The sequence below is a fragment of the Streptomyces sp. RLA012 genome, assembly GCF_056270325.1.
Genome location: NZ_JBWDPA010000002.1, coordinates 11,481,675 through 11,505,311, shown reverse-complemented (window position 1 = coordinate 11,505,311; position 23,637 = coordinate 11,481,675). Strand labels below are relative to the sequence as shown.

At 68.9% G+C, this 23,637-nt stretch carries 18 protein-coding genes and 11 pseudogenes; 12 read left to right on the top strand and 17 right to left on the bottom strand.

The features are described from left to right. Positions 1-349: 349 nt before the first annotated feature. The 3 genes and pseudogenes from RV986_RS52485 to RV986_RS52475 form a co-directional block, all read right to left on the bottom strand. Positions 350-1,282 (bottom strand): annotated as a pseudogene (locus RV986_RS52485) (IS701 family transposase); the annotation flags it as partial. Positions 1,283-1,437: 155 nt separating this feature from the next. Then, on the bottom strand, positions 1,438-2,505 hold the full coding sequence (locus tag RV986_RS52480) for an alpha/beta hydrolase domain-containing protein (RefSeq protein WP_475924139.1): 1,068 nt from the start codon (positions 2,503-2,505) through the stop codon (positions 1,438-1,440). Positions 2,506-2,535: 30 nt separating this feature from the next. After that, positions 2,536-3,445 (bottom strand): annotated as a pseudogene (locus RV986_RS52475) (helix-turn-helix transcriptional regulator). Positions 3,446-3,606: 161 nt separating this feature from the next. On the opposite strand from RV986_RS52475, the gene RV986_RS52470 reads away from it, so the two are divergent. From RV986_RS52470 to RV986_RS52435, 8 genes and pseudogenes are all read left to right on the top strand, one after another. Next, on the top strand, positions 3,607-5,055 hold the full coding sequence (locus tag RV986_RS52470) for an MFS transporter (protein ID WP_475924138.1): 1,449 nt from the start codon (positions 3,607-3,609) through the stop codon (positions 5,053-5,055). 43 nt (positions 5,056-5,098) lie between these two features. Further along, positions 5,099-5,950 (top strand): aldo/keto reductase, encoded by an 852-nt coding sequence (locus RV986_RS52465; protein ID WP_475924137.1) that lies wholly within the window; start codon positions 5,099-5,101, stop codon positions 5,948-5,950. Positions 5,951-5,994: 44 nt separating this feature from the next. Beyond that, complete coding sequence (locus RV986_RS52460; RefSeq protein WP_475924136.1) at positions 5,995-6,981, top strand: aldo/keto reductase; 987 nt, start codon at positions 5,995-5,997, stop codon at positions 6,979-6,981. A gap of 118 nt (positions 6,982-7,099) precedes the next feature. Further along, positions 7,100-7,720 carry a flavodoxin gene (locus tag RV986_RS52455; RefSeq protein ID WP_475924135.1) on the top strand — a complete coding sequence of 207 codons (621 nt, stop codon included), beginning with the start codon at positions 7,100-7,102 and terminating at the stop codon, positions 7,718-7,720. Positions 7,721-8,083: 363 nt separating this feature from the next. Beyond that, positions 8,084-8,998 (top strand): annotated as a pseudogene (locus RV986_RS52450) (xanthine dehydrogenase family protein molybdopterin-binding subunit); the annotation flags it as partial. 89 nt (positions 8,999-9,087) lie between these two features. Then, a pseudogene (locus RV986_RS52445) lies at positions 9,088-9,657 on the top strand (XdhC family protein); the annotation flags it as partial. Positions 9,658-9,659: 2 nt separating this feature from the next. Next, a pseudogene (locus RV986_RS52440) lies at positions 9,660-10,271 on the top strand (metallophosphoesterase); the annotation flags it as partial. Positions 10,272-11,467: 1,196 nt separating this feature from the next. Further along, complete coding sequence (locus RV986_RS52435; RefSeq protein ID WP_475924718.1) at positions 11,468-12,493, top strand: aldo/keto reductase; 1,026 nt, start codon at positions 11,468-11,470, stop codon at positions 12,491-12,493. A 114-nt stretch (positions 12,494-12,607) separates the two neighbouring features. Here RV986_RS52435 and RV986_RS52430 read toward each other — a convergent pair. The 5 genes and pseudogenes from RV986_RS52430 to RV986_RS52410 all read right to left on the bottom strand — a co-directional run. Further along, positions 12,608-13,801 (bottom strand): annotated as a pseudogene (locus tag RV986_RS52430) (IS3 family transposase); the annotation flags it as partial. A gap of 66 nt (positions 13,802-13,867) precedes the next feature. Next, positions 13,868-14,508: pseudogene (locus tag RV986_RS52425) on the bottom strand (IS701 family transposase); the annotation flags it as partial. 138 nt (positions 14,509-14,646) lie between these two features. Continuing rightward, positions 14,647-14,985, bottom strand: a pseudogene (locus RV986_RS52420) (transposase); the annotation flags it as partial. Between the two features lie 90 nt (positions 14,986-15,075). Further along, a complete protein-coding gene (locus RV986_RS52415; RefSeq protein WP_475924134.1) occupies positions 15,076-15,888 on the bottom strand; it encodes a transposase in 813 nt (270 codons plus the stop codon). Between the two features lie 44 nt (positions 15,889-15,932). Continuing rightward, positions 15,933-16,172, bottom strand: a pseudogene (locus tag RV986_RS52410) (helix-turn-helix domain-containing protein); the annotation flags it as partial. 367 nt (positions 16,173-16,539) lie between these two features. Between RV986_RS52410 and RV986_RS52405 the strand changes: the two are divergent. Further along, a complete protein-coding gene (locus RV986_RS52405) occupies positions 16,540-16,875 on the top strand; it encodes a GMC oxidoreductase (RefSeq protein ID WP_475924133.1) in 336 nt (111 codons plus the stop codon). Between the two features lie 20 nt (positions 16,876-16,895). Here the strand turns inward: RV986_RS52405 and RV986_RS52400 are convergent, their stop codons facing one another. The 5 genes and pseudogenes from RV986_RS52400 to RV986_RS52380 all read right to left on the bottom strand — a co-directional run. Continuing rightward, on the bottom strand, positions 16,896-17,999 hold the full coding sequence (locus RV986_RS52400) for a class I SAM-dependent methyltransferase (protein WP_475924132.1): 1,104 nt from the start codon (positions 17,997-17,999) through the stop codon (positions 16,896-16,898). Further along, positions 17,996-18,514 (bottom strand): glycosyltransferase, encoded by a 519-nt coding sequence (locus RV986_RS52395; RefSeq protein WP_475924131.1) that lies wholly within the window; start codon positions 18,512-18,514, stop codon positions 17,996-17,998. Before RV986_RS52395 ends, RV986_RS52400 begins: the two co-directional genes overlap by 4 nt. Next, on the bottom strand, positions 18,511-18,762 hold the full coding sequence (locus tag RV986_RS52390; protein WP_475924130.1) for a hypothetical protein: 252 nt from the start codon (positions 18,760-18,762) through the stop codon (positions 18,511-18,513). The genes RV986_RS52395 and RV986_RS52390 overlap by 4 nt, the downstream gene beginning before the upstream one ends. A 64-nt stretch (positions 18,763-18,826) precedes the next feature. Next, positions 18,827-19,075 carry a hypothetical protein gene (locus RV986_RS52385; RefSeq protein ID WP_475924129.1) on the bottom strand — a complete coding sequence of 83 codons (249 nt, stop codon included), beginning with the start codon at positions 19,073-19,075 and terminating at the stop codon, positions 18,827-18,829. A gap of 132 nt (positions 19,076-19,207) precedes the next feature. Further along, a pseudogene (locus RV986_RS52380) lies at positions 19,208-19,366 on the bottom strand (TetR family transcriptional regulator); the annotation flags it as partial. 192 nt (positions 19,367-19,558) lie between these two features. On the opposite strand from RV986_RS52380, the gene RV986_RS52375 reads away from it, so the two are divergent. Beyond that, positions 19,559-20,677 (top strand): FAD-dependent oxidoreductase, encoded by a 1,119-nt coding sequence (locus RV986_RS52375; RefSeq protein ID WP_475924128.1) that lies wholly within the window; start codon positions 19,559-19,561, stop codon positions 20,675-20,677. 91 nt (positions 20,678-20,768) lie between these two features. On the opposite strand, the gene RV986_RS52370 is transcribed toward RV986_RS52375, so the two are convergent. The 3 genes and pseudogenes from RV986_RS52370 to RV986_RS52360 form a co-directional block, all read right to left on the bottom strand. Then, entirely contained in the window at positions 20,769-21,710 is a 942-nt protein-coding gene (locus RV986_RS52370) for an IS3 family transposase (protein WP_475915735.1), read from the bottom strand. After that, on the bottom strand, positions 21,698-21,859 hold the full coding sequence (locus RV986_RS52365; RefSeq protein WP_475924719.1) for a hypothetical protein: 162 nt from the start codon (positions 21,857-21,859) through the stop codon (positions 21,698-21,700). The genes RV986_RS52370 and RV986_RS52365 overlap by 13 nt, the downstream gene beginning before the upstream one ends. Before the next feature lie 20 nt (positions 21,860-21,879). Further along, positions 21,880-21,987, bottom strand: a pseudogene (locus tag RV986_RS52360) (transposase); the annotation flags it as partial. Between the two features lie 15 nt (positions 21,988-22,002). Here RV986_RS52360 and RV986_RS52355 point away from each other — a divergent pair. Both RV986_RS52355 and RV986_RS52350 read left to right on the top strand, forming a co-directional pair. Further along, complete coding sequence (locus RV986_RS52355) at positions 22,003-22,413, top strand: alpha/beta fold hydrolase (protein WP_475924717.1); 411 nt, start codon at positions 22,003-22,005, stop codon at positions 22,411-22,413. Beyond that, positions 22,410-22,901: a nuclear transport factor 2 family protein gene (locus tag RV986_RS52350; RefSeq protein ID WP_475924127.1), complete on the top strand. Its 492-nt coding sequence runs from the start codon at positions 22,410-22,412 to the stop codon at positions 22,899-22,901. The genes RV986_RS52355 and RV986_RS52350 overlap by 4 nt, the downstream gene beginning before the upstream one ends. A gap of 38 nt (positions 22,902-22,939) precedes the next feature. On the opposite strand, the gene RV986_RS52345 is transcribed toward RV986_RS52350, so the two are convergent. Continuing rightward, positions 22,940-23,326, bottom strand: a complete 387-nt coding sequence (locus RV986_RS52345) for a winged helix-turn-helix transcriptional regulator (protein ID WP_475924126.1) — start codon at positions 23,324-23,326, stop codon at positions 22,940-22,942. Positions 23,327-23,637: the final 311 nt, after the last annotated feature.

The window sequence follows — 23,637 nt, the reverse complement described above, 5'->3', positions numbered from 1 at the left end:
TTCAGCCAACACAATCCAGCCAGCAAAATACCCGCCCGCGCACTGAACTTGACCCGGACAACCCGCAGGAACACACGACCCCGCAACCGCCACCTGCCCCCGAACACCACCGCCACCACCACCAACCCAGGCGACTAAACATTCCCAACCCGCCGCCCCCCACCAGAGTCATGTATGTGTCGCGGACTCGTGCCGCACGGCACGACATCCCTACCGAGACCATGGACTGCGCCACGGCGACGACCAGACGCCAGCAGCGCAACTGCACCAAAGCCAGCACTCGGCCCCGCCTACACACCGCCCAGCCGGGCAAGCTGCGCGGCACCGACCTACTGGAGACGGACGACCGCGCCGTGGACACGTCGCACAACCAGGCACCGTAGGCGATCTCGTCGGGCTTGCTGATGCTGCGGCGGGCCAGTATCCACCGCTGCCGGGTCGGCTCGCCGCCGTCGGACTCGGCCACGGCGGACAGACGGGCGGCGGCCCAGTCGTAGAACCGTTCGCCCTTGGCCCCTGGCCCCGCCGACAGACGCTGCCATGCCTCGGGCGGGGCCTGGGTGATGAGATGGTCGATGCGCGGGCCGCTCACCTGCTGCGACTTGGGGACGGCAACGACGTAGGAGAGCTTGGTGTCTTCCAGGAAACGCCGGAAGCACGAGTCCTGTCCGTAGGCGGAATCCGCAGTGACCCAGGCGACGGGGAGCGGGGAGGCCAGGGCGCGCAGGATCATGTCGCGGGCCAGCTCGCCCCTGGTGGCGAAGGTGCGCTCGTCGGGGATGCGGGCCGCTCGGCAGCGGTCCCGGTCGCCTGTCCAGGACTTGGGCAGGTAGAGCTCGCGATCGATCAGGGCATGGCCGCGGGTGGTGGCGTAGGCGGCGAAGACACCGATCTGGCAATTTTCTGTCCGTCCGGCCGTGCCGGAGTATCGGCGTTGCACCCCTGCGGAGGTGGTGCCCTTCTTCACGAAGCCGGTGTCGTCGAGGATCAACACCCCGTCTACACAGCCGAGTTGTTCGGCCACGTAGGCCTGCAGGTCGTCGCGCAGGCCATCGGCGTCCCAGCGGCTGTGCGAGAGCAGGTGCTGCAGGCCGTGCGGGGTGGCATGACCGGCGTACTCGGCGAGCTGCCAGCTGTTCTTTCGGCCTACCGGGCCGAGCAGTCCGCGGACGTAGTCCCGCATCCGCCGCCGGGCCTCCACACGGCAAAAACGGGCTCCGGTCTGCAGGAAGAGTTCTTCGAGTTCCAGGTCCCAGGTGTTCGTCGGTACATCGTGGATCACGACAACGGACTGCTCGTCGCACTGTCACTGCATGCGGCGCCGGCACTCGTTGGTGGGACGGCCGGCCCAAGACCGTCCCACCCATGCCAAACCCCCGCTACACTCCCCACCGCCAGGCCGTTGACCAGGAGAAATACAGAAGTCCGGCTGGAGTATTAGGCCGGTTTCGTTTCCGCCGATATCCGCTCGATCAGGATGTCGGCGTACCGGACGAGCAGATCCGCGATCGCTTGGTCTGCCCGGCCCTGGCGTCGGAGTTTCTCCACTCCGACGCGATAGCGCCGCACCGACTGGATGGCCTTCTCGAACTTGCTCTTCCGGGCGGTGTGATCAGATCGCTGGGCGGCGGTATACCCCTCGGCAACGAGCCGGGTGGCCTGGTCGAGGAGTGCGAGCAACCGCTTCCCGCCACGGAAGTAGTAGATCTGGGTGTGGTCACGCAGGATGCTGGTGGAGGGATTGTTCAGGAAGGTGCTGACATTCGCGCAGCGCGGACCGTAGATGAGCCCGGTGCCCACGAGCGAGCTCTCGGCGTTTGCGATGAGCTCGGCGGCGTCCTCTTCCGGTAGGAAGCCGTCGCGGACGTTCTGCTGAGCGGCTTCCTTGATCGCGCGCACGTAGGCGCTGTGGCTCGGGTACCGACTCTGCAGCGTCGCGGTACCGAAAGGAACGTGTACACCCACAAGGATGTTGCCGCACGAAGTGATGCCCTGGTCCGTTGCGATCGGCACGGCGAATGGTGCGACGCGAATCCCTCCGAGCGCGTTGCCGTGCTCGTCACGGACGAGGGCGGGGGGACCGGTCGGCCTGAATTCGGGCAGCGGGGAGTGGGCCGGCGGCGATCCTTCGCGGATCCACTTCACCATCGCATCCATAGCGGCCGCGACGACGTGGTGGGACGGTATGCGGCTGAGGCTCGGGCGACTGCAGTCGGTCTCCGGCAACGGGTCGTTCGGAAGGTCGCGGACGCGCGTGGCGGCATGGCTGAGCTCAGACTGATGGTCGCCGTGCGACGTACCGGCAATCCACCAGGTCCGGAACCGGCCGGTATCGGGCTGCCGGGCGCTGATTTGCGTTCCCTCGTCGTAGGCGCCGCCGAAGTCCGTCTCGGAGAGGACCTTCATCACGGGGATGTCGAGGTCGGTGCGGACCTGCCGGCCTGCGATCAACAGCATCACGCCGTCGGCTATCGGGGCGCGCGGATGCACCGCGTTGACGTACACGCGCAGCTGGAAAAGCTCAGTGGGTCTCGGTCAGGACTGTATGCGCCGTTGCTGTCCGGCGTTTGCTTCGGGATGCACGGCCGTGTCCGGTGCGGTCACGTCGAGCAGGAGCATGGCGTCGTGGTCGGGGGTCCCTGGTTCGGCGGTGTAGACGCCCAGGCGTTGGCCCGGGGTGTCTTCGAGGTGCATGCTTTGGCCGCTGAGGGTGAGGACGCCGACCTCGGGGTGATGGAAGGTCTTCTGGTTCTTCTTGCGCCCGACGACGTCGTAGCGCTCCCACAGCTTGGCGAAGTCGGGGCTCTTGAGCAGAAGTTCGCCCACCAGGCTGGTGAGATCGGGGGCGTCCGGGTCGGTGCCGGCCACCGCGCGGAGCCGGGCGACACAGCCGCGGACCAGGTACTCCCAGTCGTCGGGGAAGAGGGTGCGCGCGGTGGGGTGGAGGAAGAGGTAGCGGGCGAGATTGCGCTGGGTGGCGGGCCAGTCGGCGAGGCCCGCGTACAGGGCGAGGCCGCCGGGATTCCAGGCGCAGGTCCATGCTGCGGCTGATGACGTAGGCCGGGCTCGGCCGCAAGGTCTCCAGGACCAGCTTCAGGTGTGGGGGCACGGATCGGCTGGGCGGCGGAGGTTCGAGAGCGTACCGGGCGGCCTGGGCGGCGAGGTCGCGCATGTGCTGGTGCTCGGCCTCGTCGAAGCGCAGGGCGCGGGCCAGGGCGTCGAGGACAGAGGGACTGGGACGAGTCTCGTTGCCGCGCTCCAGGCGGATGTAATAGTCGATGCTGATACCCGCCAGCGTGGCCAGCTCCTCGCGGCGCAGGCCAGGGGTGCGGCGCAGTCCTGTACCCACAGTGAGGCCGACCTGGTCAGGGCTGGTCTGGGTGCGACGCGCGCGCAGGAACCGGCCCAGTTCCATGTCTGCGCTGCTGCTCTGCTCGGATGCCATAGCCCCAGTGTCACGCCGCGCTGACCTGCGCGGCAGGCAGGTGGGGGGCCCTGTCACACCCCTGAACATCAGTCCCTGGCACAGCCCGGCCTGCCACACGGGCGGGAAAAGCGCGAGGCTCGTCTTCTGTCACACCCGTTCCCAGCGCAGGAGATCGTTCCTTGTCCCCGTCCGCCTCGCCCGCCCAGCTCCAAGTCGGCGCAGCCGCTCCGTCGCCGCCGAGCACCTCCGGCACACGCGCGGCGCTGGCTGCCGTGCTTCTCGGCTTCTTCACGATCATGGTCGACGCGATGATCGTGAACGTGGCCCTGCCCTCGATCGGGCGCGGTTTCGGCAGCGGGATGACCGGGCTTCAGTGGGTGGTCGACGGTTACACCCTCGCCTTCGCCGCGTTCCTGCTGTCGGCCGGCGCGGTCAGTGACCGTATCGGGGCCCGTCAGGCGTTCGCCTGTGGCCTGGGCCTGTTCGTGGCGGCGTCCGCGGTCTGTGCGATGGCGCCGAACCTGGGCGTTCTGGTGGCGGCGCGGCTGGTACAGGGAGGCGGCGCCGCGCTAGTCGTTCCGTCCTCCCTCTCGCTGCTGCGTGAGACCTTCCCCGACCCGGCGGCCCGGGCGAAGGCGATCGCTCTGTGGGGCGTGGGCGGCTCTGTCGGCGCCGCTGCCGGGCCGGTGGCCGGCGGGCTGCTCACCCTCGTCGACTGGCGGATGATCTTCTTCGTCAATCTGCCCGTCGGCGCGGTGGCCCTGGTGCTCCTCAAGCGCGCCCGGCGCTCCCCGCGTCAGGACGTGCCGTTCGACTGGACCGGCCAGGTTGCCGCCGTCGCCGCCATGGGCGCGCTGACCTACGCGGTCATCGAGGCCGGTGCCGACGGCTTCGGCACCGCGCGGGTTCTGGTCGCGTTCGCCGTGGCGGTCGTGGCGGCCGTCGTCTACGTGGTGGCGCAGGCCCGTGGGCGGCATCCGATGACGCCGCTGCCGCTGCTACGCTCCCGCACGATGTCGCTCTCGGTCGCCATCGGGTTCGCTCTGAACGTCGGGTTCTACGGAATGATCTTCCTGCTGGGGCTGTATCTCCAGCAGGTGCACGGGCTCAGCGCCCTCGCCACCGGCGTGGCTTTCCTGCCGATGACTGTCCTCACCTCCTTCATGGGTCCCGTCGCCGCTCGCCTGGCCACCCGGTTCGGTGCACGGATGCCGGTGGCCACCGGCCAGTGCCTGATTTCCGCAGGTCTGCTGGCGATGGTGGTACTCCCTGCCACCGCCCCGGTGTGGCTGACCGTGGTGTTGATGGTGCCGGTCGGCGCCGGCGGTGCGATGGCTGTGACCGCGCTGACGGCGTTTCTGCTGGAGAAGGTGCCCGCCGAGCGGGCCGGCGTCGCCAGTGGTGTGCTGAACGCGGCCCGTCAGCTCGGTGGCGCCTTGGCTGTCGCGGTCTTCGGCGCGCTGGTCGCGGACCGGACCGGATTCGTCACCGGTCTCCACACCAGCCTGCTGATTGCCGCGGCGACCGTGGCGGTGAGCATCGTGGCCACCGTGCTCCTGCGTACTCCCATCCCTCATCAGATTCCGGCCACCGCCACCGACGCGGGCCCACACCCGGTCGAACGCTGACCGGTCACGTCCCTGACCCCCGTTCCGTACAGAAGGAAGTCCCATGCAGAACGTCACCCTCAACAACGGCGTCGAGATGCCGATCCTCGGCTTCGGCGTCTTCCAGATCCCGGCGGAGGAGACCGAGCAGGCCGTTTCGGACGCCCTGACCGCCGGCTACCGGCTGCTGGACACGGCTGCCTCGTACCAGAACGAGGAGGCCGTCGACCACGCCATCAAGAACAGCGGCATCCCGCGCGAGGAGCTGTTCATCACCACCAAGCTGTATGTCCAGGACGCGCCCGCCGAGGAGAACACCAAGCGCGCCTTCGAGACCTCGCTCAGCAAGCTCGGGCTCGACTACCTCGACCTCTACCTGATGCACCAGCCCTACGGAGACGTCTACGGCCAGTGGCGTGCCATGGAGGAGCTCCACCGCGCTGACCGCGTCAAGGCAATTGGTGTCGCCAACTTCTACCCCGACCGGCTCCTCGACCTCGTCATCAACAACGAGGTCACGCCCGCGGTCAACCAGATCGAGACCCACCCGTTCTTCCAGCGCGCCGACTACCAAGAGCTGATGCGCGAGCACGGCGTGCAGATCCAGTCGTGGGGCGGGTTCGCCGAGGGCAAGAACGACCTCTTCACCAATCCGGTCCTGAGCGAGATCGGTGAAAAGCATGGCAAGTCCGTGGCGCAGGTCGTGCTCCGCTGGCTGACCCAGCGCGGCGTCGTCGCGATCCCCAAGTCGGTCCGTGCCGACCGTATGGCCGAGAACTTCGACATCTTCGACTTCGAGCTCACCGACGACCAGATGGCGGCCGTCGCCACCCTGGAAACCGGCGGCTCACTGTTCTTCGACCACCACGACCCGGCCATCGTCAGCTGGCTCAGCGCGCGGCGCCTGGACGCCTGAGTCGGCTGGACACATCCGCACCGCACGTCATAGGGAGAAGAGCTTTGAACACCCGCACTCTCGGCAACAGCGGACTGGACGTCTCCGCCATCGGACTGGGCTGCATGGGCCTCAGTCACGGCTACGGGCCGGCAGTCGACAACCAGGACGGCATCGCTCTCATCCGCGCCGCGGTCGACCGGGGCGTCACCTTCTTCGACACCGCCCAGGTGTACGGCCCGTTCACCAACGAGGAACTCGTCGGGCAGGCCCTGGCACCCGTGCGCGACGAGGTCGTCATCGCCACTAAGTTCGGCTTCTCCTTCGACGGCTCCCGGTCCACCGGCCTGGACAGCCGTCCCGAGCACATCCGGGCGACCGTGGAGGATTCACTGCGCCGGCTGGGTGTGGACAGCATCGACCTGCTCTACCAGCACCGTGTCGACCCCGACGTGCCGATCGAAGACGTCGCCGGCGCGGTGAAGGGACTCGTCGAGGCGGGCAAGGTCAAGCACTTCGGCCTGTCCGAGGCAGGGGTGGACATCATCCGCCGCGCCCACGCCGTACAGCCGGTCACCGCGCTGCAGAGCGAGTACTCCCTGTGGTGGCGCGAGCCCGAGGAGCGGATCCTGCCCACGCTCCTCGAACTCGGCATCGGGTTCGTCCCCTTCAGCCCGCTCGGCAAAGGCTTTCTGACCGGTTCGATCACCAGCTCCACGTCGTTCAGCGACTCCGACCTGCGAGGCAGCCTCCCGCGGTTCACCGAGCAGGCCCGCGAAGCCGACCAGGCCCTCGTCGACCTGCTGGGAACCGTCGCCGCGCGCAAGGGCACCACCACCGCGCAGATCACGCTGGCCTGGCTGCTGGCCCAGCACCCCTGGATCGTGCCGATCCCCGGAACCACGAAGATCCACCGTCTGCAGGAGAACACCGGTGCTGCCGATGTCCAGCTCACCCCGGACGACCTGGCGGAGATCACCGAGGCGGCCGACCGGGTCGACGTCAGCGGGGACCGCTACCCCGAACACATGCAGCGGTGGATCAACCGCTGAAGGCGTCCGCCGTGCAGCCGACGACGACAAGGGACGCCAACGATCTTCGGGAGACCGACCCGCTGCACCGAAGCGACGCACGTTCCTTCGTGGCGCGCTACTGGGAGGAGCCACCTTCATGACCGGTGTCGAGATCGCCGGCTGTTCCGGGTCCCCGTCAAGCGGGGACGCGCCGGCGCCTGCCGAGCGGCGTGCCTCTGCCGACTCGTCCGGGAAGCGGGTCCTGCTCGCCTATTTCTCCCGGCCGGGCGAGAACTACGACAACGGCGGGCGCACCGATCTCAAGGTCGGCAACACCGAAGTACTCGCCGAAATGATCCGCGAGCACATCGAGTGCGACGTCCACCGCATCGAAGCCGTCGACCCCTACCCCGACGACTACGACGCGACGGTCGCGCGCAACGTCCGCGAACAGGCCGCCGATGCGCGACCGGCCATCGTCGATCTCCCGTCCTCGATCGACCGTTACGACGTGGTGCTGTTGGGCAGCCCCATCTGGAACGTCCGGGCCCCCATGATCATGTCGACGTTCACGGAGAAGTTCGACTTCCGTGGCAAGACCGTGCACCCGGTCACGACGTATGCGATGAGCGGCCTGGGCACGACCGAGCGCGACTACGCGGCCTCCTGCCTGGGCGCGACCATCGGAGAAGGGCTCGCGGTGCGCGGCGAGGAAGTCCGGAAAGCCGATGCCGAGGTCCGGTCGTGGCCGCGGCACATCGGTGCTCTCCGGGACTGACCCCGTTTCCGAACGAAACAGTCTGACAGCCCTGTGGCCCGTGCGACAGGTGGGAGAGGGGCTCTGTCACACCCTGGCTGACCGTTCCCTGGCACAACCCGCCCTGCCACACGGCCGGCTGGCCCACCAGGCCGGGGACGGAACCGGAATGCCGTGCGAGGCAACGGCGAACCTCCTTCGCGGGCTCACGCCGATCAGCAAGTCCCCCACCTTCCTTGTATCGAGAGAGGGCGCATGTCTGCCGAAACTTCAGAGTCAGCCGCGTCTCCCCCCACCCGGTCCCCGTCCACACCATCACGTCGTACCTTCATAGCAACGACCTCCGCGGCCGGCGGTGCCCTCGCGGCGGATGGTCTGGTCGCAGGTCCGTCCTTGCTCGGCGTCGAGGACGCCGCGGCCGCCGAGACCTCTCCCAGCAGCCGCGTCTCGTTGACCGTCAACGGCGAGCGACACACCGTCACGGTCGACAACCGCACCTCGCTGCTGGACCTGCTGCGCGAGCATCTGGGCCTGACCGGCTCTGTCCGCAACGTGACCTTCCGGCTCGGCGACACGGACATGCCCACGGCCCCGCTCCACGGCGGCTCGCTGACCATGGCCAGCGTCGGCTCCACCGTCCAGGACGGCTGCGACAAGCTGCGACAGCAGGCGATCAAGCTCGCCGTCGAGAACGAGAACTCACCGCTGTACGGCGTCGCGGCAGACGACATCGTCGTACGGGGCGGGCGGCTGCACGTGAAGGACAACTCCGCACGCGGGGAGACGTACAAGCAGCTCCTCACCCGCAACAAGCGCGAGTACCTGGAGGCGATGGGCTCCTGGACCCCAGGCCAGTCCCGGTCCTCGATGTACGCCTACGGGGCAGTCTTCGCCGAGGTCGGTGTGGACGCCCGCCTGGGCCTGGTCCGAGTGCGGCGGATGCTCGGCGTCTTCGACGCGGGCCGGATCATCAGCCCCAAGCTGGCCGACAGCCAGGCCATCGGTGCCATGGTCGGCGGTATCGGCGCGGCCCTGCTGGAGCACACCGTCACCGACCACCGCGACGGCCGGATCGTCAACGCCAACCTGGCCGACTACCTGGTCCCGGTCAACGCCGACGTTCTCGACCTGAAGGCGATGTACGTCGACGGCCGGGATGACGAGGCCGATCCCATCGGCGTCAAAGGCCTCGGCGAGGTTGTGCTGGTCGGGGTTGCGCCCGCCATCGCGAACGCCGTCTTCCACGCCACGGGCCGACGGATACGCGACCTGCCCATCACCGCCGAGGCCCTGCTCTGAGCCCAGCCCCGGGGCGGCGGTCAGGACGCACCGCTGCCCGGGCCCTCCCCCCCCCAATGCGTCCGCCGCCCTTCCTGGAGACCCCACCCATGCTGAACATTGCGGACACGCTCCACACATGGTGTCGCGAGGCCCGCCCCTTCGCCCTCGCCACCGTCGTCCAGGTCAGCGGCAGCGCACCGCTGCCCGTCGGCACGGCTCTGGCCGTGGACGCCGACGGCAACGTGGTCGGCAGTGTGTCCGGAGGATGCGTGGAGGGCGCCGTCTACGGGCTGTGCCAACAGGTACTGAAGTCCGGCGAACCCCCGACCCGGGAACGCTTCGGCTACTCGGACGACGACGCCTTCGCCGTAGGCCTGACCTGCGGCGGCGAACTCGACATCCTGGTGCGGCGGATCGACCCCACCGACCGTCCCCACCTGACCGCGGCTCTCGACGAGGTGACGTCCGGCCGGCCCACCGCCGTGGCCCAGATCATCGGCGGCCCCGAAGAACTCCTCGGCCGCACCCTGAGCGTCACCGGCGACGGCAGCAGGCACGACACAGCCATGGGCAGCGAGCAGTGGGAACGTACGGTGACGGCACAGGCTGGCGCGTATCTGCGCGCGGGCCGGGTCGAGGCCGGCGGAGACGAGACGGCCTGCCCGCAGAGGCTGTCCGCTCCCAGCGAGTCGTCGACACCATCAACTCGACCCAGCCCGACCTGATAGCGATCGTCGGCGACCTGGTGGACGGCAGCGTCGAGAACCTCACCCCGGCCGTCGAACCACTCGCCCAACTCCGGGCACGGCACGGCACGTACTTCGTCACGGGCAACCACGAGTACATCTCCGGCGCCGAGCCGTGGATCGAGAAGGTACGGGAGCTGGGGCTGCGCCCGCTGGAGAACGCCCGCACGGAACTGCCCGGCTTCGACCTGGCCGGCGTCAACGACGTCCGGGGCGAAGAAGAGGGCCAGGGCCCCGACTTCCGCGAGGCCCTCGGCGACCGCGACCGTTCCCGCGCCGCTGTCCTCCTCGCGCACCAGCCCGTCGTCATCGACGACGCCGTCCGCCACGGCGTCGACCTCCAGCTCTCCGGCCACACCCACGGCGGCCAACTCTGGCCCGGCAACCTCCTCGCCCAACTGGCCAACCCCACCGTCGCAGGTCTGGAGTGCTACGGCGACACCCAGCTGTACGTGAGCAGGCGCGCCGGCGCCTGGGGCCCGCCCGTCCGCGTGGGCGCACCGTCCGACATCACCGTCATCGAACTCGCGTCAAGGCAGGCATAGTCTCCGGCGGACTGCGCGACAATCGGCAGCCCTCACCGCACGTTCCGGAGCATCTGGCATGGCCGGACGGGCGCGCGGTGGTGCGGAGCACCCGAAACTGACGGAGGGAGGGGTAGCACCGGGTCACTTACGGCCTGCCGCTGACGGTGGCCCCTGCCGTGCCCTGTCCAGCTGGAACCACGGGCTCGCGCTCGTGTCGACGAAGGCGCACAACGCTGATCGTCAACGGCCTTGCGCCGCGATGCTGATGTGTTCGGGGCGGCGGCGGGCACGCCCTGCGCAAACGCGCCCGCAGGCGGCTGTCGGCTTCCTCCCTGCGCACGGTGCAACGTCGTGCTCCAGAAGCCGAGACTGGCGTATCCCACGGCCACGTACCGCCCCCACAGGTGGACGAACTCCGTGCTGCTGCACAGGAGTTCATCGACGAGCTCGATCAGATCAGGGGCGTCCCGCTCGACCCCGGCCAGTCGCACGGGCGACCAATTCTTGGACCGCGCTCCCCTTGGCCGAAGGGGTACCCGGCACCGCTGCGACCAGGGCAACGTCCTCTTTTCGCCAGGCTGTTGTTCTGTTCCGTGCCGACGAACCCTCCAGTGGATTGCGGCGGAGCCTGGAGCGCGCGAGCCTCCGTAATGCTTCCATGCCAAGTCAGGCCGAGAGTGCCCTGTCCGAGACTGAGGGGCACTGCTGTTACCTGGCAGATCACGCCCTCCCACCCCGACGGGAACGCTGATTGACTCAGCTTGACCGCCCGGCATCATCGGAACCAGACGACGCCCATCGCCGGACGAGCGTGGGCATCATCCGGAGCCACGGACGTGGACGAAGCCGCCGGACGAAGTGCCCAGGGGTTCATCTCGGGCACGGTCCACTTCGGCCGCTCGACAAGGCCGACCCTGACGCGGCCCGTCCGGGCGGGGACCACAACCCGACCAAGGCAACAGAATCCACTCCTTCGTCACCGACGGTGACGTACCGAGGGTGCTCACAACCGACGACCATGAGGGATGTAATCCATGCACGAACAGGACAGCACGCCGAACGGCAGCTCGACAGACCGCGGCCGTCGCGGCTTCCTGAGCGCGGCCGCACTCGCAGCGACCTCGCTGGTGGCCGTGACGGGGGCCGCGCCGCTACAGGCACACGCAGCGTCACCCGTCACGGGCACCGGGGCCCCCACACGGCATCGTAACCAGGTGACCGCAGCCATCACGCAGACCGGTCGCCGCCGACTCGGGTCCTTGAAAGTCTCCAGCATCGGCCTCGGCTGCCAGACCATGCCGGGCAACCTTTACGGCCCCGTCACCAGCCGCAAGGACATGGTCGCCCTCATCCGGACAGCCGTCGACCAGGGGGTGACGTTCTTCGACACGGCAGAGGCGTACGGGCCGCTCGAGTCGGAACGGATCGTCGGGGACGCCCTCCGACCCGTCCGCGACGACGTGGTGATCGCGACCAAGTTCGGCTGGGACATCGACCCGGACACGGGAGCCCGAGGCGGCCTGAACAGCCGACCGGACCACATCCGCCGAGCCGTCGACGGCATGCTGAAGCGGCTCAGGACGGACCACATCGACCTGCTCTACCAGCACCGCGTCGACCCCACCGTCCCGATCGAGGACGTCGCGGACACGGTGAAGGACCTCATGGCCCAGGGCAAGGTGCTGCACTGGGGCCTTTCCGAGCCGGGGCTGCAGACCATCCGCCGGGCCCACGCGGTCCAGCCGCTCACCGCGATCCAGAACGAGTACTCCACGCTGTGGCGCGGACCCGAGGAGCAGGTCCTGCCGCTCTGCGAAGAACTCGGCATCGGCTTCGTGTGCTGGGCGCCGCTGGGCATGGGCTTCACGACCGGCACGATCAATCCGTACGCCCAGTTCGCGCAGGGCGACTTCCGGGCCGCTGTGCCCCGCAACAGCCCGGACAACATGCCCGCCAACATGGCACTGGTGCAGTTGCTCCAGGAGTGGGCCGTACGCAAGGGTGCCACGCCCGCCCAGATCGACCTCGCCTGGCTGCTTGCCCAGAAGCCGTGGATCGTACCGATCCCCAGCACCACCAGGCTGTCCCACCTTCTGGAGAACATCGGCGCGGAAGAAGTCAGGTTCAGCCCCGACGAACTCGAGGAGCTGAACGCTGCCGTCGCGCGGATCACCATCAGCGGTGCACGGCTCATGCCGCCGGTCCTCGCACAGACGGGCGTCGAAGCACCGACCCGCTGACCGATCACCCGGGCCGTCACGTCCCACCCCCGGCCGAACTCCCGTACACGACGGGACGTTGCGGCCGGGGGGCCCTGACCCCGGATTCTGGACACGGGCTTTTGCGGCTTCGGTAAGGCTAGTTGATATTGTTGTGGTGGCCGTCTCGTAGGCCATGGGGCTGTGTTGTCCCAGGCGGGAGTGACGGCGTCGGGTGTTGTAGCGGTGGAGCCGGCGGAAGGCGTCGAGACGTGCTGTGCGCTCGTTTGGCCGGCTTTTTCGGCCTTGCAGCGTCTCTCTTTTGAAGGTCGCGTTGAAGCTTTCCGCGGCGGCGTTGCCGGCTGAACTGCCGACCGCACTCATGCTTTGGAGCACGCCCGCCCGGCGGCAGGCGTCAGCGAACGCCTTACTCGTGTATTGAGCCCCGTGATCCGTGTGCATGATGACGCCCTTGAGGCTGCCGCGGCACCGTTCGGCCGCCGCGAGGGCGTCGATGACGAGCTCGGTGCGCATGTGACCGGCGAGTGCCCAGCCGGCCGGGCGCCGTGACGCGAGATCGATCACGTCGCGAGACAGCAGAACTTCCCGCCGCCGATGCTCAGGTAAGTGATGTCGCCCACGTACTTGGTGTTCACCTCCTCGGCAGTGAAGTCGCGGCCGGTCCGGTCCGGGGCCTTCGCGGCGGCCGGGTCCGGGACGGTGGTGCGGTGCCTGCGGCGCAGGCGGACGCCGGCCAGGCCGATCGTGCGCATGACGCGAGCGATGCGCTTGTGGTTGACGTGCTCGCCGCCTCGCGGAGTTCGGCAGTGATCCTCGGGACGCCGTAGGTGCCGTCCGATTCCTGGTGGACGATGCGTATCTTCACGGCGAGCTTTGCGTCGGCCGCCTGGCGGGCAGCGCGGTCTGCGGCGGTCTTGCGCCAGTAGTGGAAGCTCGAGCGGGCGATGCCCAGGATGATGCACAGCCGCTTCACGCCGTGGCGGCGCTGGTGGTCGGCAACGAACTGGAAGCGGTTCACCAGCGCGTCTCCGTTGCGAGATACCGGGCTGCCTTGCGCAGGATGTCGCGCTCCTCCTCCAGCTCGCGGATCCTCTTGCGTGCGGCGGCGAGCTCGACCCCTACCGAATCCCCAGCCGGTGCCGTCGCGGTGGCCCCGGCTGCCGAGTGGGAGCCCGGGCGTCGTTCGTCGGTGGCCCTGATCCAGTTGCGCAGCGTTTCAGTGTTGACCCCCAGACCGGCGGCGACCGGCTTGATCGTCGCTCCCGGCCTCGACCGGTACAGCGCGACCGCGTCCGCCTTGAACTCCGGCGGATACTGCTTCATCCCCACAGGGACTCCGTTCTCCCAGACCCTCAAGATCCAGTGTCTACGGTGTCCAACATCCGGGGTGACGGCCCATTCGACCAGCAGTGTTACTTCGGGCAGGACGCCGTCCCAGTGGCCGTGTCCGGCGGTTGCGGCGGCCTGGGCCAGACGGCGGGCCCTGACGCCGGGGGGCCGCACCCGCACTGCCAGGAAGTGCGAGCGCATCGGCCCGCGGGAGGCTTGCCGCCAGGTGACCTCGTGGAATGCCGTCCGTCCGTGGCTCATCGCCGGCGCGGCCACCGGGGACGGCTTGTCCCGGTAGCGGGGCTGCGGCTTGCGGCCGTTGCCCGACCACGGCGGCGTGAGGGGCTCGGGGCCGTGCGGGTGGACGGTCATATCCGAACGGACCGCCACGGCATAGCCGATGCCCCGCTCGCTCAGGCCGGCCCGGAAGTCGGCGTTCTGCCCGTAACCGGCGTCGGCCACCACCACCGGCGGCACCAGACCCCACCCGGCCAGCTCGTCGATGGTGTCCAGGGCCAGGCGCCACTTCTCCCGGTGCCCGACCTCCTGCGGTATCCCGGTCTTCTGCCGCAGTACGGCATCGTGCGCCCACTCCCCGGGCACGAACAACCGCCACTGCAGCGGACAGGACGCGGTGTCGGAGACCGCGTGCATGCTCACCGCGACCTGGCGTTGGCCTGCTTGCCCAAAGCCCTGCAGTACTGATGCTGTTGGCCAACCCGGTCGGCCACGTCGGCTCCGCGGCATGTGTGCCGGAAGCCGTGAGCACTAGATCGATCTAGTGCTCACGGCTTCCGGGGAGAGTGTTCCCCGCGGCGGATTTGCCAACAGCATCAGCACTGGGGCGCGACCGCCACCGACATCTTCCCGTCCTTGGGGAACGACACGTCATCGACCGCCCAGGCATCCGGGCCGATCTGCGGCACCATCCGCTCCGCAATCCGCCGCCGTACCGGCACCGGGTCCCAGGTCGACTGGTTCACGAACTGCTGCAGGTTCTGCTCGCTGCCGTCCGGCAGCCGCTCCGCCATGGCCTGGATGGACTTGCGCCGCCCGTCCAGCATCAGTCCCCGCAGACAGCAGTCGCCCTTCGCCCGCTGATCCTTGCGCGGCACCGACGCGAACACATCAGCTACGAACAACGCCAACTTCGCCCGAGCACCGTTCACTTCATGTGCGTCCACACCCCCACCATGCCCCCAAACAGGACCGAGAGACAGACCTAACGGAGTCCTACTACTAGTGGTCGGCTCCGGAGGTCCTTCGGGGGTTGATCACACTGCCAGTCCGGCGGAGGATTCTTCGTGGTGATCGGCGGTGTGCCGGTCGAGCCTGGCCGGCAGATCGTCCAGGTCGGTGGTGGTGAACTTCCACTGGAACGGCTTCGCTGTGGCGTTGTAGCGGTCTTCGAATGATCCGAGCCGGTCCCGGACTTGGGCCAGGTCGGTGAAGTCGTTGGGCGAGACGACCTTGCGCTGTACGACGGAGAAGTAGATCTCCACCTGGTTGAGCCAGGAGGCGTGGACGGGGGTGTGGACCATGACCGCGTTCGGAAACGCTCTGGTCAGGCGGCCGGCGGCTTTCTTGCCTCGGTTAGAGGAGCCGTTGTCGACGATCCAGAACACGCGCTTGGCACTGGCGTACGGCTCGTGGCTCATGACCTGGGTGCCCAGGTTCATGAACGGGTCGATGCCGGTGCGTGGTTCGGTGCGGCCGAACACCCTCGCGCGGTGGACGTCGTAGGCAGCCAGGTAGGCCAGGGCACCGCCGCGGCCGTAGGTGTGGTTGACGCGCATGGCCCGGGCCTGGCCTGGGGCCAGGGCGGGATGGCAGCGGCAGCGGGCCTGGATGGAGGTCTTCTCGTCGGCGCTGATGACGTACTCGTCGGCCCTGAGTGGTTCGCCCTGCCAGGTGCGGGCGTACAGGTCCAGGACGCTGGCGGCCTTGGCAGGGAAGTGCGGGTCGGTGATGAAGATCCAGGAGCGGTGCCGCCAGGGCTTGATCGCGCCCTCGTGCAGCCGGCGGCGCACGGTGGAGGCCGACAGGGCCGGGGTGATGCGACGGCCTCGCGGGCCGGCTCCGGGCACGGCCGGCGCGGCAGGGGGATGCCGGTTTCGGCGGGCAGTCGGCAGGCCAGTGCCTTGACCTGGGCGGTCTGCAACGCCGTGAACGAGGGCGGGCGCCCGGAGCGCTTGCGGTCGGCCAAGCCCGGCAGGCCCTCTTCTGCGAACCGGCCCCGCCAGGTGCGGACCGTGTCCAGGTGCAGGCCCGAGCCGAGGGCGATGCGCGCGTTGGAGCGGCCGCGCGCGGCGTGGAGCACGACGTGCGCGCGTATCAGGGCCCGGTGAGGGGTCTTGTGGCCGTAGGCCATCGCCTTCAGCCGGTGCCTTTGCGAGACGGTCAGCGATATCAGGCAGGCGGCGGCAACGGGCAAGGCAGGCAGGCCGATCAGCGGAAATGGATCCTACCGGCCGAAGCCTCCCGCACCACCTGACGCAACGACCAGGCAGGATGCCCCCCACATGCCCACCGTGCCGGAGTCGACCAAGTCCTCCCTCACCCTTCAGGACTTGCTTGAGCCGTATGCGCGGATAACGTGCACGTACGGTTCTGAGGGGGCGAGGGCGACGAAATGCGCCCTCGCTACCCGACAAAAGTAGCGGGTGTCCCTCCATCGGCATCTCGATGCCGCATTGACCAGGGGGGCGAACACACTCCTCGCGCTGATCACAGCCCGCATGGAGTCCATCGCCGCGGTGAGCGGCGGCCTCATGATCGACACCAATGCTACCGCGCCCTCCACCTGGCACTCGCTGGGCGGCGTGCCCATGGGCGAGACCGTCGACCTCTACGGCCGCGTCCTCGGCCACCAGGGTCTCTACGTCCTGGACGGCGCCCGCATCCCCGGCTCCACGGGCGCCTGCACCCGTCCTACACCATCGCGGCGCTCGCCGAGCACAGCATGGAGACCATTGTCCGCCGGGACGTCGGACGCGTCTTCTGACAGGCCGTCCGAACGGACGCTGCCGGGCCCGGTGCGCGGTCGCGCCGGGCCCGGCAGCAGGGCATCGTAGGACGGTACGGGTCGCGAGGGTCAGTCCCGGCGGGCCACCAGCCGGTAGGCGTTGGAAAGGCCCAGGGGCCGGGCCACGCGTTTGACGACGAGGAGGTCCAGCAGCCTGCCCAGGAGCAAGGCCGGGATGCCGGCGATCACTGTCGTGGCGCGCAGTATGCGCTGGAGGCGGGACGGCGGGACCGGCAGCCAGGGCAGGTCGTCGCGCGGTGCGGCCGCGTCCAGGGCAAACCAGACGGCGGCCAGCAGGTCGACGGGGTCGTGGGGTTCGGCGTGCTGCTCCGCGACCACCGTGAAGCCGAGGTCCGTGAGACGAGCGCGCAGGTTCTCGACCGGGACGAAGTGCAGGTGCTGCGGCTGCAGCCAGGGCAGCCACCAGCGGCCGAGAAGGCGGGCATAGCGGCTGTCGGGGTCCGGGACCTCGATCAGCAGGTGGCCGCCAGGTCGGACGGCTCGGTGCGCAGCCTGAAGTTCGCGGGCCGGTTCCGTGCTGTGCTCCAGGTAGTGGAACATGCTGACGACGTCGTAGCCGTCGGTGAGTTGCTCGGCCAGCTCGGGAAAGCTGCCCCGGTGGCCGTGGTCCACGCGTCCGGCGCGCTCGGCGAGTTCGGCGCCGTCGGTGAAGTCGAGGCCGTCGAAGCTCGTGTCCGGGAAGACAGTGCGGGCCGCCTCACAGAAGTGGCCGTGACCGGTGCCGACGTCCAGCCAGTTCTTGGGCGTGGGGGCGAAGGGGACCAGGGACTCGGCACGCTCCACGTACATTTTCGTCCGGCTTGCGAAGGTCATGGCGAGCTGCTTCTCGCCCAGACCGTCATAGAAATCGCGGTAATAGAATTCCAGGCCGGCCTCGCTGAGCCGCGGGTTCTGGAAGGTGTGCCGACATCCCTCGCACCGGTCGAGGACGAAACGGCCTGGCTTGTGCTGGATCAGGTCCGTGGTGCGCAGCCGCGTCGCCAACCGGGGCGAGCCGCACCACGGGCAGGTGTCGCGCCGGGGTTCGAAGAAGCGGTCCAGGCCTTCGGCGAGGTCGGCCCGGTAGACCGGGCGCAGCGCGGCGACCTGCTCGGCTCGGTCCGGGGACACGGGCTCGGGCTCGTGGGTGCGGTTCTTGTGGTCGTTGCTCACTGGTCCTCCTCGGGAGCGCGCCATTGGCGGCTCCAGGTGTGGGTCGCGGCCGCCCCGCTGCCGCCGACCGCGCGGAACGCCGTGCGGATCCGGTCGGCCGCCGCGCGATGGGCGGGATCGTGCAGTACGGCGTCCAGCGCGGTGCCCAGCCGCCCGGCGGTGACCCGGCCGAACCGGACACTTACGCCCGCGCCTGCGTCGGTCACCTGCCCGGGTCCGGCCACGACCGGCTGGTCATCGCGGATGGGAGCCACGACGAGGGGGACGCCATGCCAGAGGGCCTCGCACAGGTGTTGTGACCGGCGTGGCAGATTACCGCGTCCACCCGTTCCAGGAGCGGGAGTTGAGGGACCGAGAGGGAGAACAAAGACGTCCTTGTCGTGGGTGTCGGCGCCGAGTTCGCGGCCCGGGTCGACGATCACCGCCTGCAGCCGGTCGGTCCGTTCGAGGATGGCGGCCAGGCACCCGCCCAGGAAGCGCGCCCCCACATCGGTGTTGGCGACGCCGAGCGTCACGAGGACGCGGGAACGGGAGTCGTCGAGCCAGTCCCAGTGAAGTCGGATCCGGCGGGACGGCCCACGATCGAGGGGCCGACAAAGCGGATCTGCCCGTCCCGCCGGGCGTCCGGTCCCACGAACTCCGGGGTACTGAAGACGGGTACCAGGTGCGGGGAGAAGCGGGGGTCGGCAGTGCCGGACGGGTCGCCGATCCGGCTGCGCAGGGCCCGGAGGGCTCCGTCCAGCCAGTCCGCGCCCCTGGGCATGCCCCGCCAGGACGTCGGTGAACTCGGCCGACGTGGTGGCCGAGGCGGCCCACGGAACACCGAGTCACTCCGCCGTCAGCCCACCGGCGAGCGCCTGTTGATCGGCGACGACGGCATCGGGACCGAACGCGTCCAGAGCCGCCCGTACGCCGGGCGCCATCTCCTCGGCGAGCGGCACCAGGAACAACTCCCACAGGAACTTCAGCGCCTCAAGGCTCTGGATCTCCGGCGGCCGTCCGCCCTCTCCCGCACCCGGCACCTGCCCGGCGCAAGGGAACACCGCCGCCGCCTCGCCCTCGAGCCACCGGGCCAAGCCGGGATCCGTACAGGCCCAGGCCGACTGGTGCTCTCACCGGGAAGGTTCGCCGGGGTGGCGGTTTCGGCGGTTGGATGTGCGGTGGCGTCGGATCCGATGGCTGGGGGTGTGGTGGCTGAGCCTGCCGTCAGCTGCTGAGGCATCGGTCGCGGTGCCGGGCAGGTGGCTCTTGTTCGCAGCATGCCAATGGATCGCCGCGGGCCCGGTGGCAAGGCGCTCGGTCAGTGCTCGGAATGTCATTCCGCCCTCGCCGGCTGCGTCGAGCAGTTCGACGGCAGCCTCGATGATGCGCTTACGGGTGTGCGCTTCTGTACGCCGCTCCGACTTGCGCGTCCGTGGTGTCGGTGTGCTGTCGGTGCGCTGTCGGCCGTCGGTGACGGTGTCGCTGAGGTGTGGGTGCTTTGTCGGTGGGATCTGGAACGTTCTGCGGAGATCCTGCCGGGCGTCCATCCGGCAGGCGTGAACATGCGAGGAATCACTATGACCACTCACGTCACGATCATCGGTGCCGGACTCGGCGGTCTCACGCTCGCCCGTGTCCTGCACGTCCACGGGATCCCGTCCACGGTCTACGAGGCGGAGCCTTCCTCGACGGCGCGCACGCAGGGCGGGCTGCTCGACATCCGCGACTACAACGGCCAACTGGCTGTGCAGGCGGCCGGCCTGATCGACGAGTTCCGCGGCCTCATCCTGGAGGGACGTCAGGCGATGCGGGTCCTGGACCGGGACGGGAACGTCCTGCTCGAGGTGCCCGACGACGGTACGGGTGGCAGCCCCGAGGTGCAGCGCGGCGAGCTGCGGCAGATGCTGCTCGACTCGCTCCCGGCCGGCACTGTTCGGTGGGGGCACAAGGTCAGCGGTGTCCGTGCCCTCGGCGGGGGCCGCCATGAGGTGGCCTTCGCCGACGGCACCACCGCCGTCACGAGCCTGCTGGTCGGCGCGGACGGCGCGTGGTCCCGAGTCCGGCCGTTGCTTTCCGACGCGGCACCCGAGTACATCGGCATCTCGTTCGTCGAGACCTACCTGTTCGACGGTGACACGCGGCACCCGACCAGCGCGAAGACCGTCGGTGGCGGAGCGCTGATGGTGCTTGAGCCGGGAAAGGGGATCATGGCTCACCGGGAGCGCGACGGGAACCTCCACACCTGGGTGATGCTTTCCAGGCCGCAGGACTGGTTCGCCGGTATCGATTTCACCGATCCCGACGCGGCCACCGCGCGGATCGTTCAGGAGTTCGACGGCTGGGCACCAGAGCTCACTGCCCTGGTCACCGATGGTGAGACCACACCGGTCCTGCGCACCCTTTGCACCCTGCCCATCGAGCACCGGTGGGATCGGGCGCCTGGGGTGACCCTGCTCGGTGACGCCGCCCACCTCACGGGCCCGAACGGCGAAGGCGCCAACCTGGCCATGTACGACGGCGCCGAACTCGGCAAGGCCATCGCCGCGCACCCCGACGACATAGAGGCCGCGCTCACCGAATACGAGCAGGCCATATTCCCCCGCAGCGCCGCGTCCGCCGTCGATGCCCCCGATCTCCACGAGATGTTGGGCGACGACACACCCCACAACCTGATCAACAAGTTCGCCGGGAGCTAGTGCTGACAAGGAGGGTTCGCCGAGGTGGCGGGTCACTCCTTCCCGGAGGCAACTGCGAGATGTCAATCCCCTGGTTGCGTAGAGACGTTGGTTATGCGGCCCGGCCTTCCTGATCGGTCCGAGCTCGCGCTTCCTGGATGATCCGTTCGAACTCGGCGGGTGGCTTCCCCCCGGCCGCGCTGTGACGGCGTTTCGTGTTGTAGAAGTCCGCGATCCACGTGGCGGTCTTCAGCCGGGCCTCGGTGCGGGTGGCGAAGGTGTGCCGGTGGATGTACTCGACCTTGAGGACCGAGTGGAACGACTCCGCGGCGGCGTTGTCCAGCGCCGACCCGACGCGCCCCATCGACTGCACCACGCCCCACCTGCCGCACAGCTGCTGGAACGCCTCGGACGTGTATTCGCTGCCGCGGTCCGTATGGAAAATGACGCCGTCGACCTGGCCGCCCCGGGTCGCGATCGCCATCTGCAGGGCCGCGCTGACCAGCGCGGCGTCGTGCCGCGCGCCCATCGCGTAGCCAAGGGCGCGGCGGGAGAAGGCGTCGTGGACGGATGCGAGGTAGAGCTTGCCCTCTCCGGTCTCGATCTCCGTCATGTCGCCCCACCACAAGACGTCGGGAGCGATGGCGTCGAACTTGCGTCGCACCAGGTCAGGAGCGGTCTTCCGCTTGCCTGGGCGGGTGAGCGAGCGGCGTCGACGAGGCGGCTTGCGGCCCTGCAGGCCGAGTTCGGCCATGATCTCGGCGACGGTGTTCTGCGACACCTGCCAGCCCTCCTCCCACAAATCCAGCGTGATCCTCGGCGAGCCGTACGTCCGGCCGGAGCAGTCGAAGAAGTAACGGATCCGCTCGGCCAGCTCTGCGCGTCTGATCTCGCGTTTTGTCGGCTCGGACGGCCTGCGGCGCCACTTGTAGAACCACGCCTCCGACACGCCCAGGGCCCGACAGGAGGTGCGGTGCGAAATGCTGTGCACGGTCTTCTGGTCGCTGATCACCCCGACAAGCAACGCCGGGTCCGCCACAGCTACTTCACCCACAAGACCATGCAGCGTTTGAGCACATCACGCTCCATGGCCAGCTCCTTGTTGTCCTTCTTCAGCTGCGCGTTCTCCCGCCGCAGCCGCGCGAGCTCCTCGCTCTCACCCGTCGCCGTGGCCCCGCCGCCCTGCGAGCCCGCGACACCCAACTCGCCAGCGTGGTCTCGTTGATCCCGAGATCCTCCGCGACCTGCGCGATCGGCTTGCCGGTCTCGGCGACGATCCGCACAGCCCCCTCACGGAACTCCGCGTCGAACTTCCGCCTCTTGCCTGCCATGACCCTCAACTTCCCCTGCAGTCAGGGTCTCTACGCTACGAGGGGAAGGTCAGGCAGAGCCTGTCGGAGTTCGGGGACGGCAGCCCCGCCCCGTTCCTCGACGTCGACCCCGACGCCGGCACGTTCGGGGTCCGCCCCGAGCTGCTCGTGGACACGTTCCTGCAGGACTGCGACCCCGAGGTCCAGGCGCAGGCGGCGGACCACCTCGCCCGGCAGAGCGTGCAGGTGACCGGGCAGCCGGTCGGGGCGGCCGCATGGCAGCAGTTGCCCTCGACGTACCTCGTCTGCGCTCAGGACCGGGGCACCCCGCCGCGGCTGCAGCGCGAGTTCGCCCGCAGGGCCGGCAGCGTCGTCGAGCTCGAAGCCGGGCACCACCCGTTCCTGTCCCAGCCTGCAGCGGTCCGGGACCTGCTGCTGAGCCTGTGACGGCAGCCGCGGACGAGCCGGGCCGGCGATCCGAGGGCCAGTGGACCGTCGTGAGCGCCGAGGAAGAACTGCTGTCGAGGGCCTGCCTGGCCTGCAACAGGCAGTTCGTCGACGGCCTGCTCGCTCTCGTCAGCGACGACGTCGACCGGCCGGACGGCTTGAGCAGGCTGCGAGGCAAGGCTGCCGTCCGGGCGTACTGGACGAAGCAGTGGACCCGCACGCATACCCACGACCGGCCGGTCGCGTTCACGCGGCGGCCAGATGGCAGGGTCGCGGTCCGGATCAGCCAGGTCGTCCGGTCCCTCGACGGTTCCGTCATCTCCACAGGGTCCTTCTGCCACGTCCACCGCATCGAGGGCCATTGCATCGTCCGCATGGACATCGAGGACGCCCGAGCCGGCTCCTGCGCTATTCGATCGGACCCGTTGGAACAGCTGCACCCGAGATCAATTCGCTGCCCAACAGTCCGTAAGCGGCGGTCCGTGTGAGCCTGACTTCTTGCAGCGCAGGACCACTTCGCGCTGCGCTATCCGGCGCGGTCGAGGCGAGTGGCGTTGTCGTACGACTCGCGGGCGTCGAGCAGTTCGTCCCAGTGTTCCTCCGTCCAAGCGCAGGCGACCGCTATCGGTTGGAGCATGCTGCGGCCCAGCGGCGTCAGCTCGTACTCGACATGCGGGGTGGCCTCGGCGTAGACGGTGCGCTTGACCAGACCATCTCGCTCGAGGGACCGCAGCGACTGGGTGAGGACCTTGGGAGTGACGCGGCTCAGCGGCACACGCAACTCGGAGAACCGGCGCGGCCCGTGCTCAAGGCAACGGATGATGAACGCCGCCCACTTGTCGCCGAATCGGATCGGATTGAGCGAGGAAGGGCACAGTTCGTCGAACATGTCGGCGGGCAAGGGTTCCCTCATGGCCTCACCCTAGCCCCGGTATCCCAGCGATAACCATGGCCTTCGATACCGGTAGTTCGTTAAATCCGGTGGTGGCGTGGGTTGACGGCAGGTCGGGTTGGTCGGCTGCCCGGCGGAGGCCGACCACCTGTCCGAAGTTGTCCATCGCTGACAGATTCTGCAGCAGCCTGCCCAACGGATCGCAGCAGATGCCGACATATCGGTCACCACGATCCGAAACATGTTCCGAACTGCCGCTAGTGGTGTGGTTCAGAGGCGTTTGTGGTGCCGTTGTCGCAGTTCTTCCAGCCTTGCGCGAGTCGCTTCATCTC

Bases quoted from the DNA above. Each gene is read 5' to 3' on its own strand.
- RV986_RS52465 (WP_475924137.1), top strand. From the start codon at position 5,099: ATGCAGAACGTCACCCTCAACAACGGCGTCGAGATGCCGATCCTCGGC.
- RV986_RS52455 (WP_475924135.1), top strand. From the start codon at position 7,100: ATGACCGGTGTCGAGATCGCCGGCTGTTCCGGGTCCCCGTCAAGCGGG.
- RV986_RS52405 (WP_475924133.1), top strand. From the start codon at position 16,540: ATGGAGTCCATCGCCGCGGTGAGCGGCGGCCTCATGATCGACACCAAT.
- RV986_RS52390 (WP_475924130.1), bottom strand. From the start codon at position 18,762: ATGCCCAGGGGCGCGGACTGGCTGGACGGAGCCCTCCGGGCCCTGCGC.
- RV986_RS52375 (WP_475924128.1), top strand. From the start codon at position 19,559: ATGACCACTCACGTCACGATCATCGGTGCCGGACTCGGCGGTCTCACG.
- RV986_RS52345 (WP_475924126.1), bottom strand. From the start codon at position 23,326: ATGAGGGAACCCTTGCCCGCCGACATGTTCGACGAACTGTGCCCTTCC.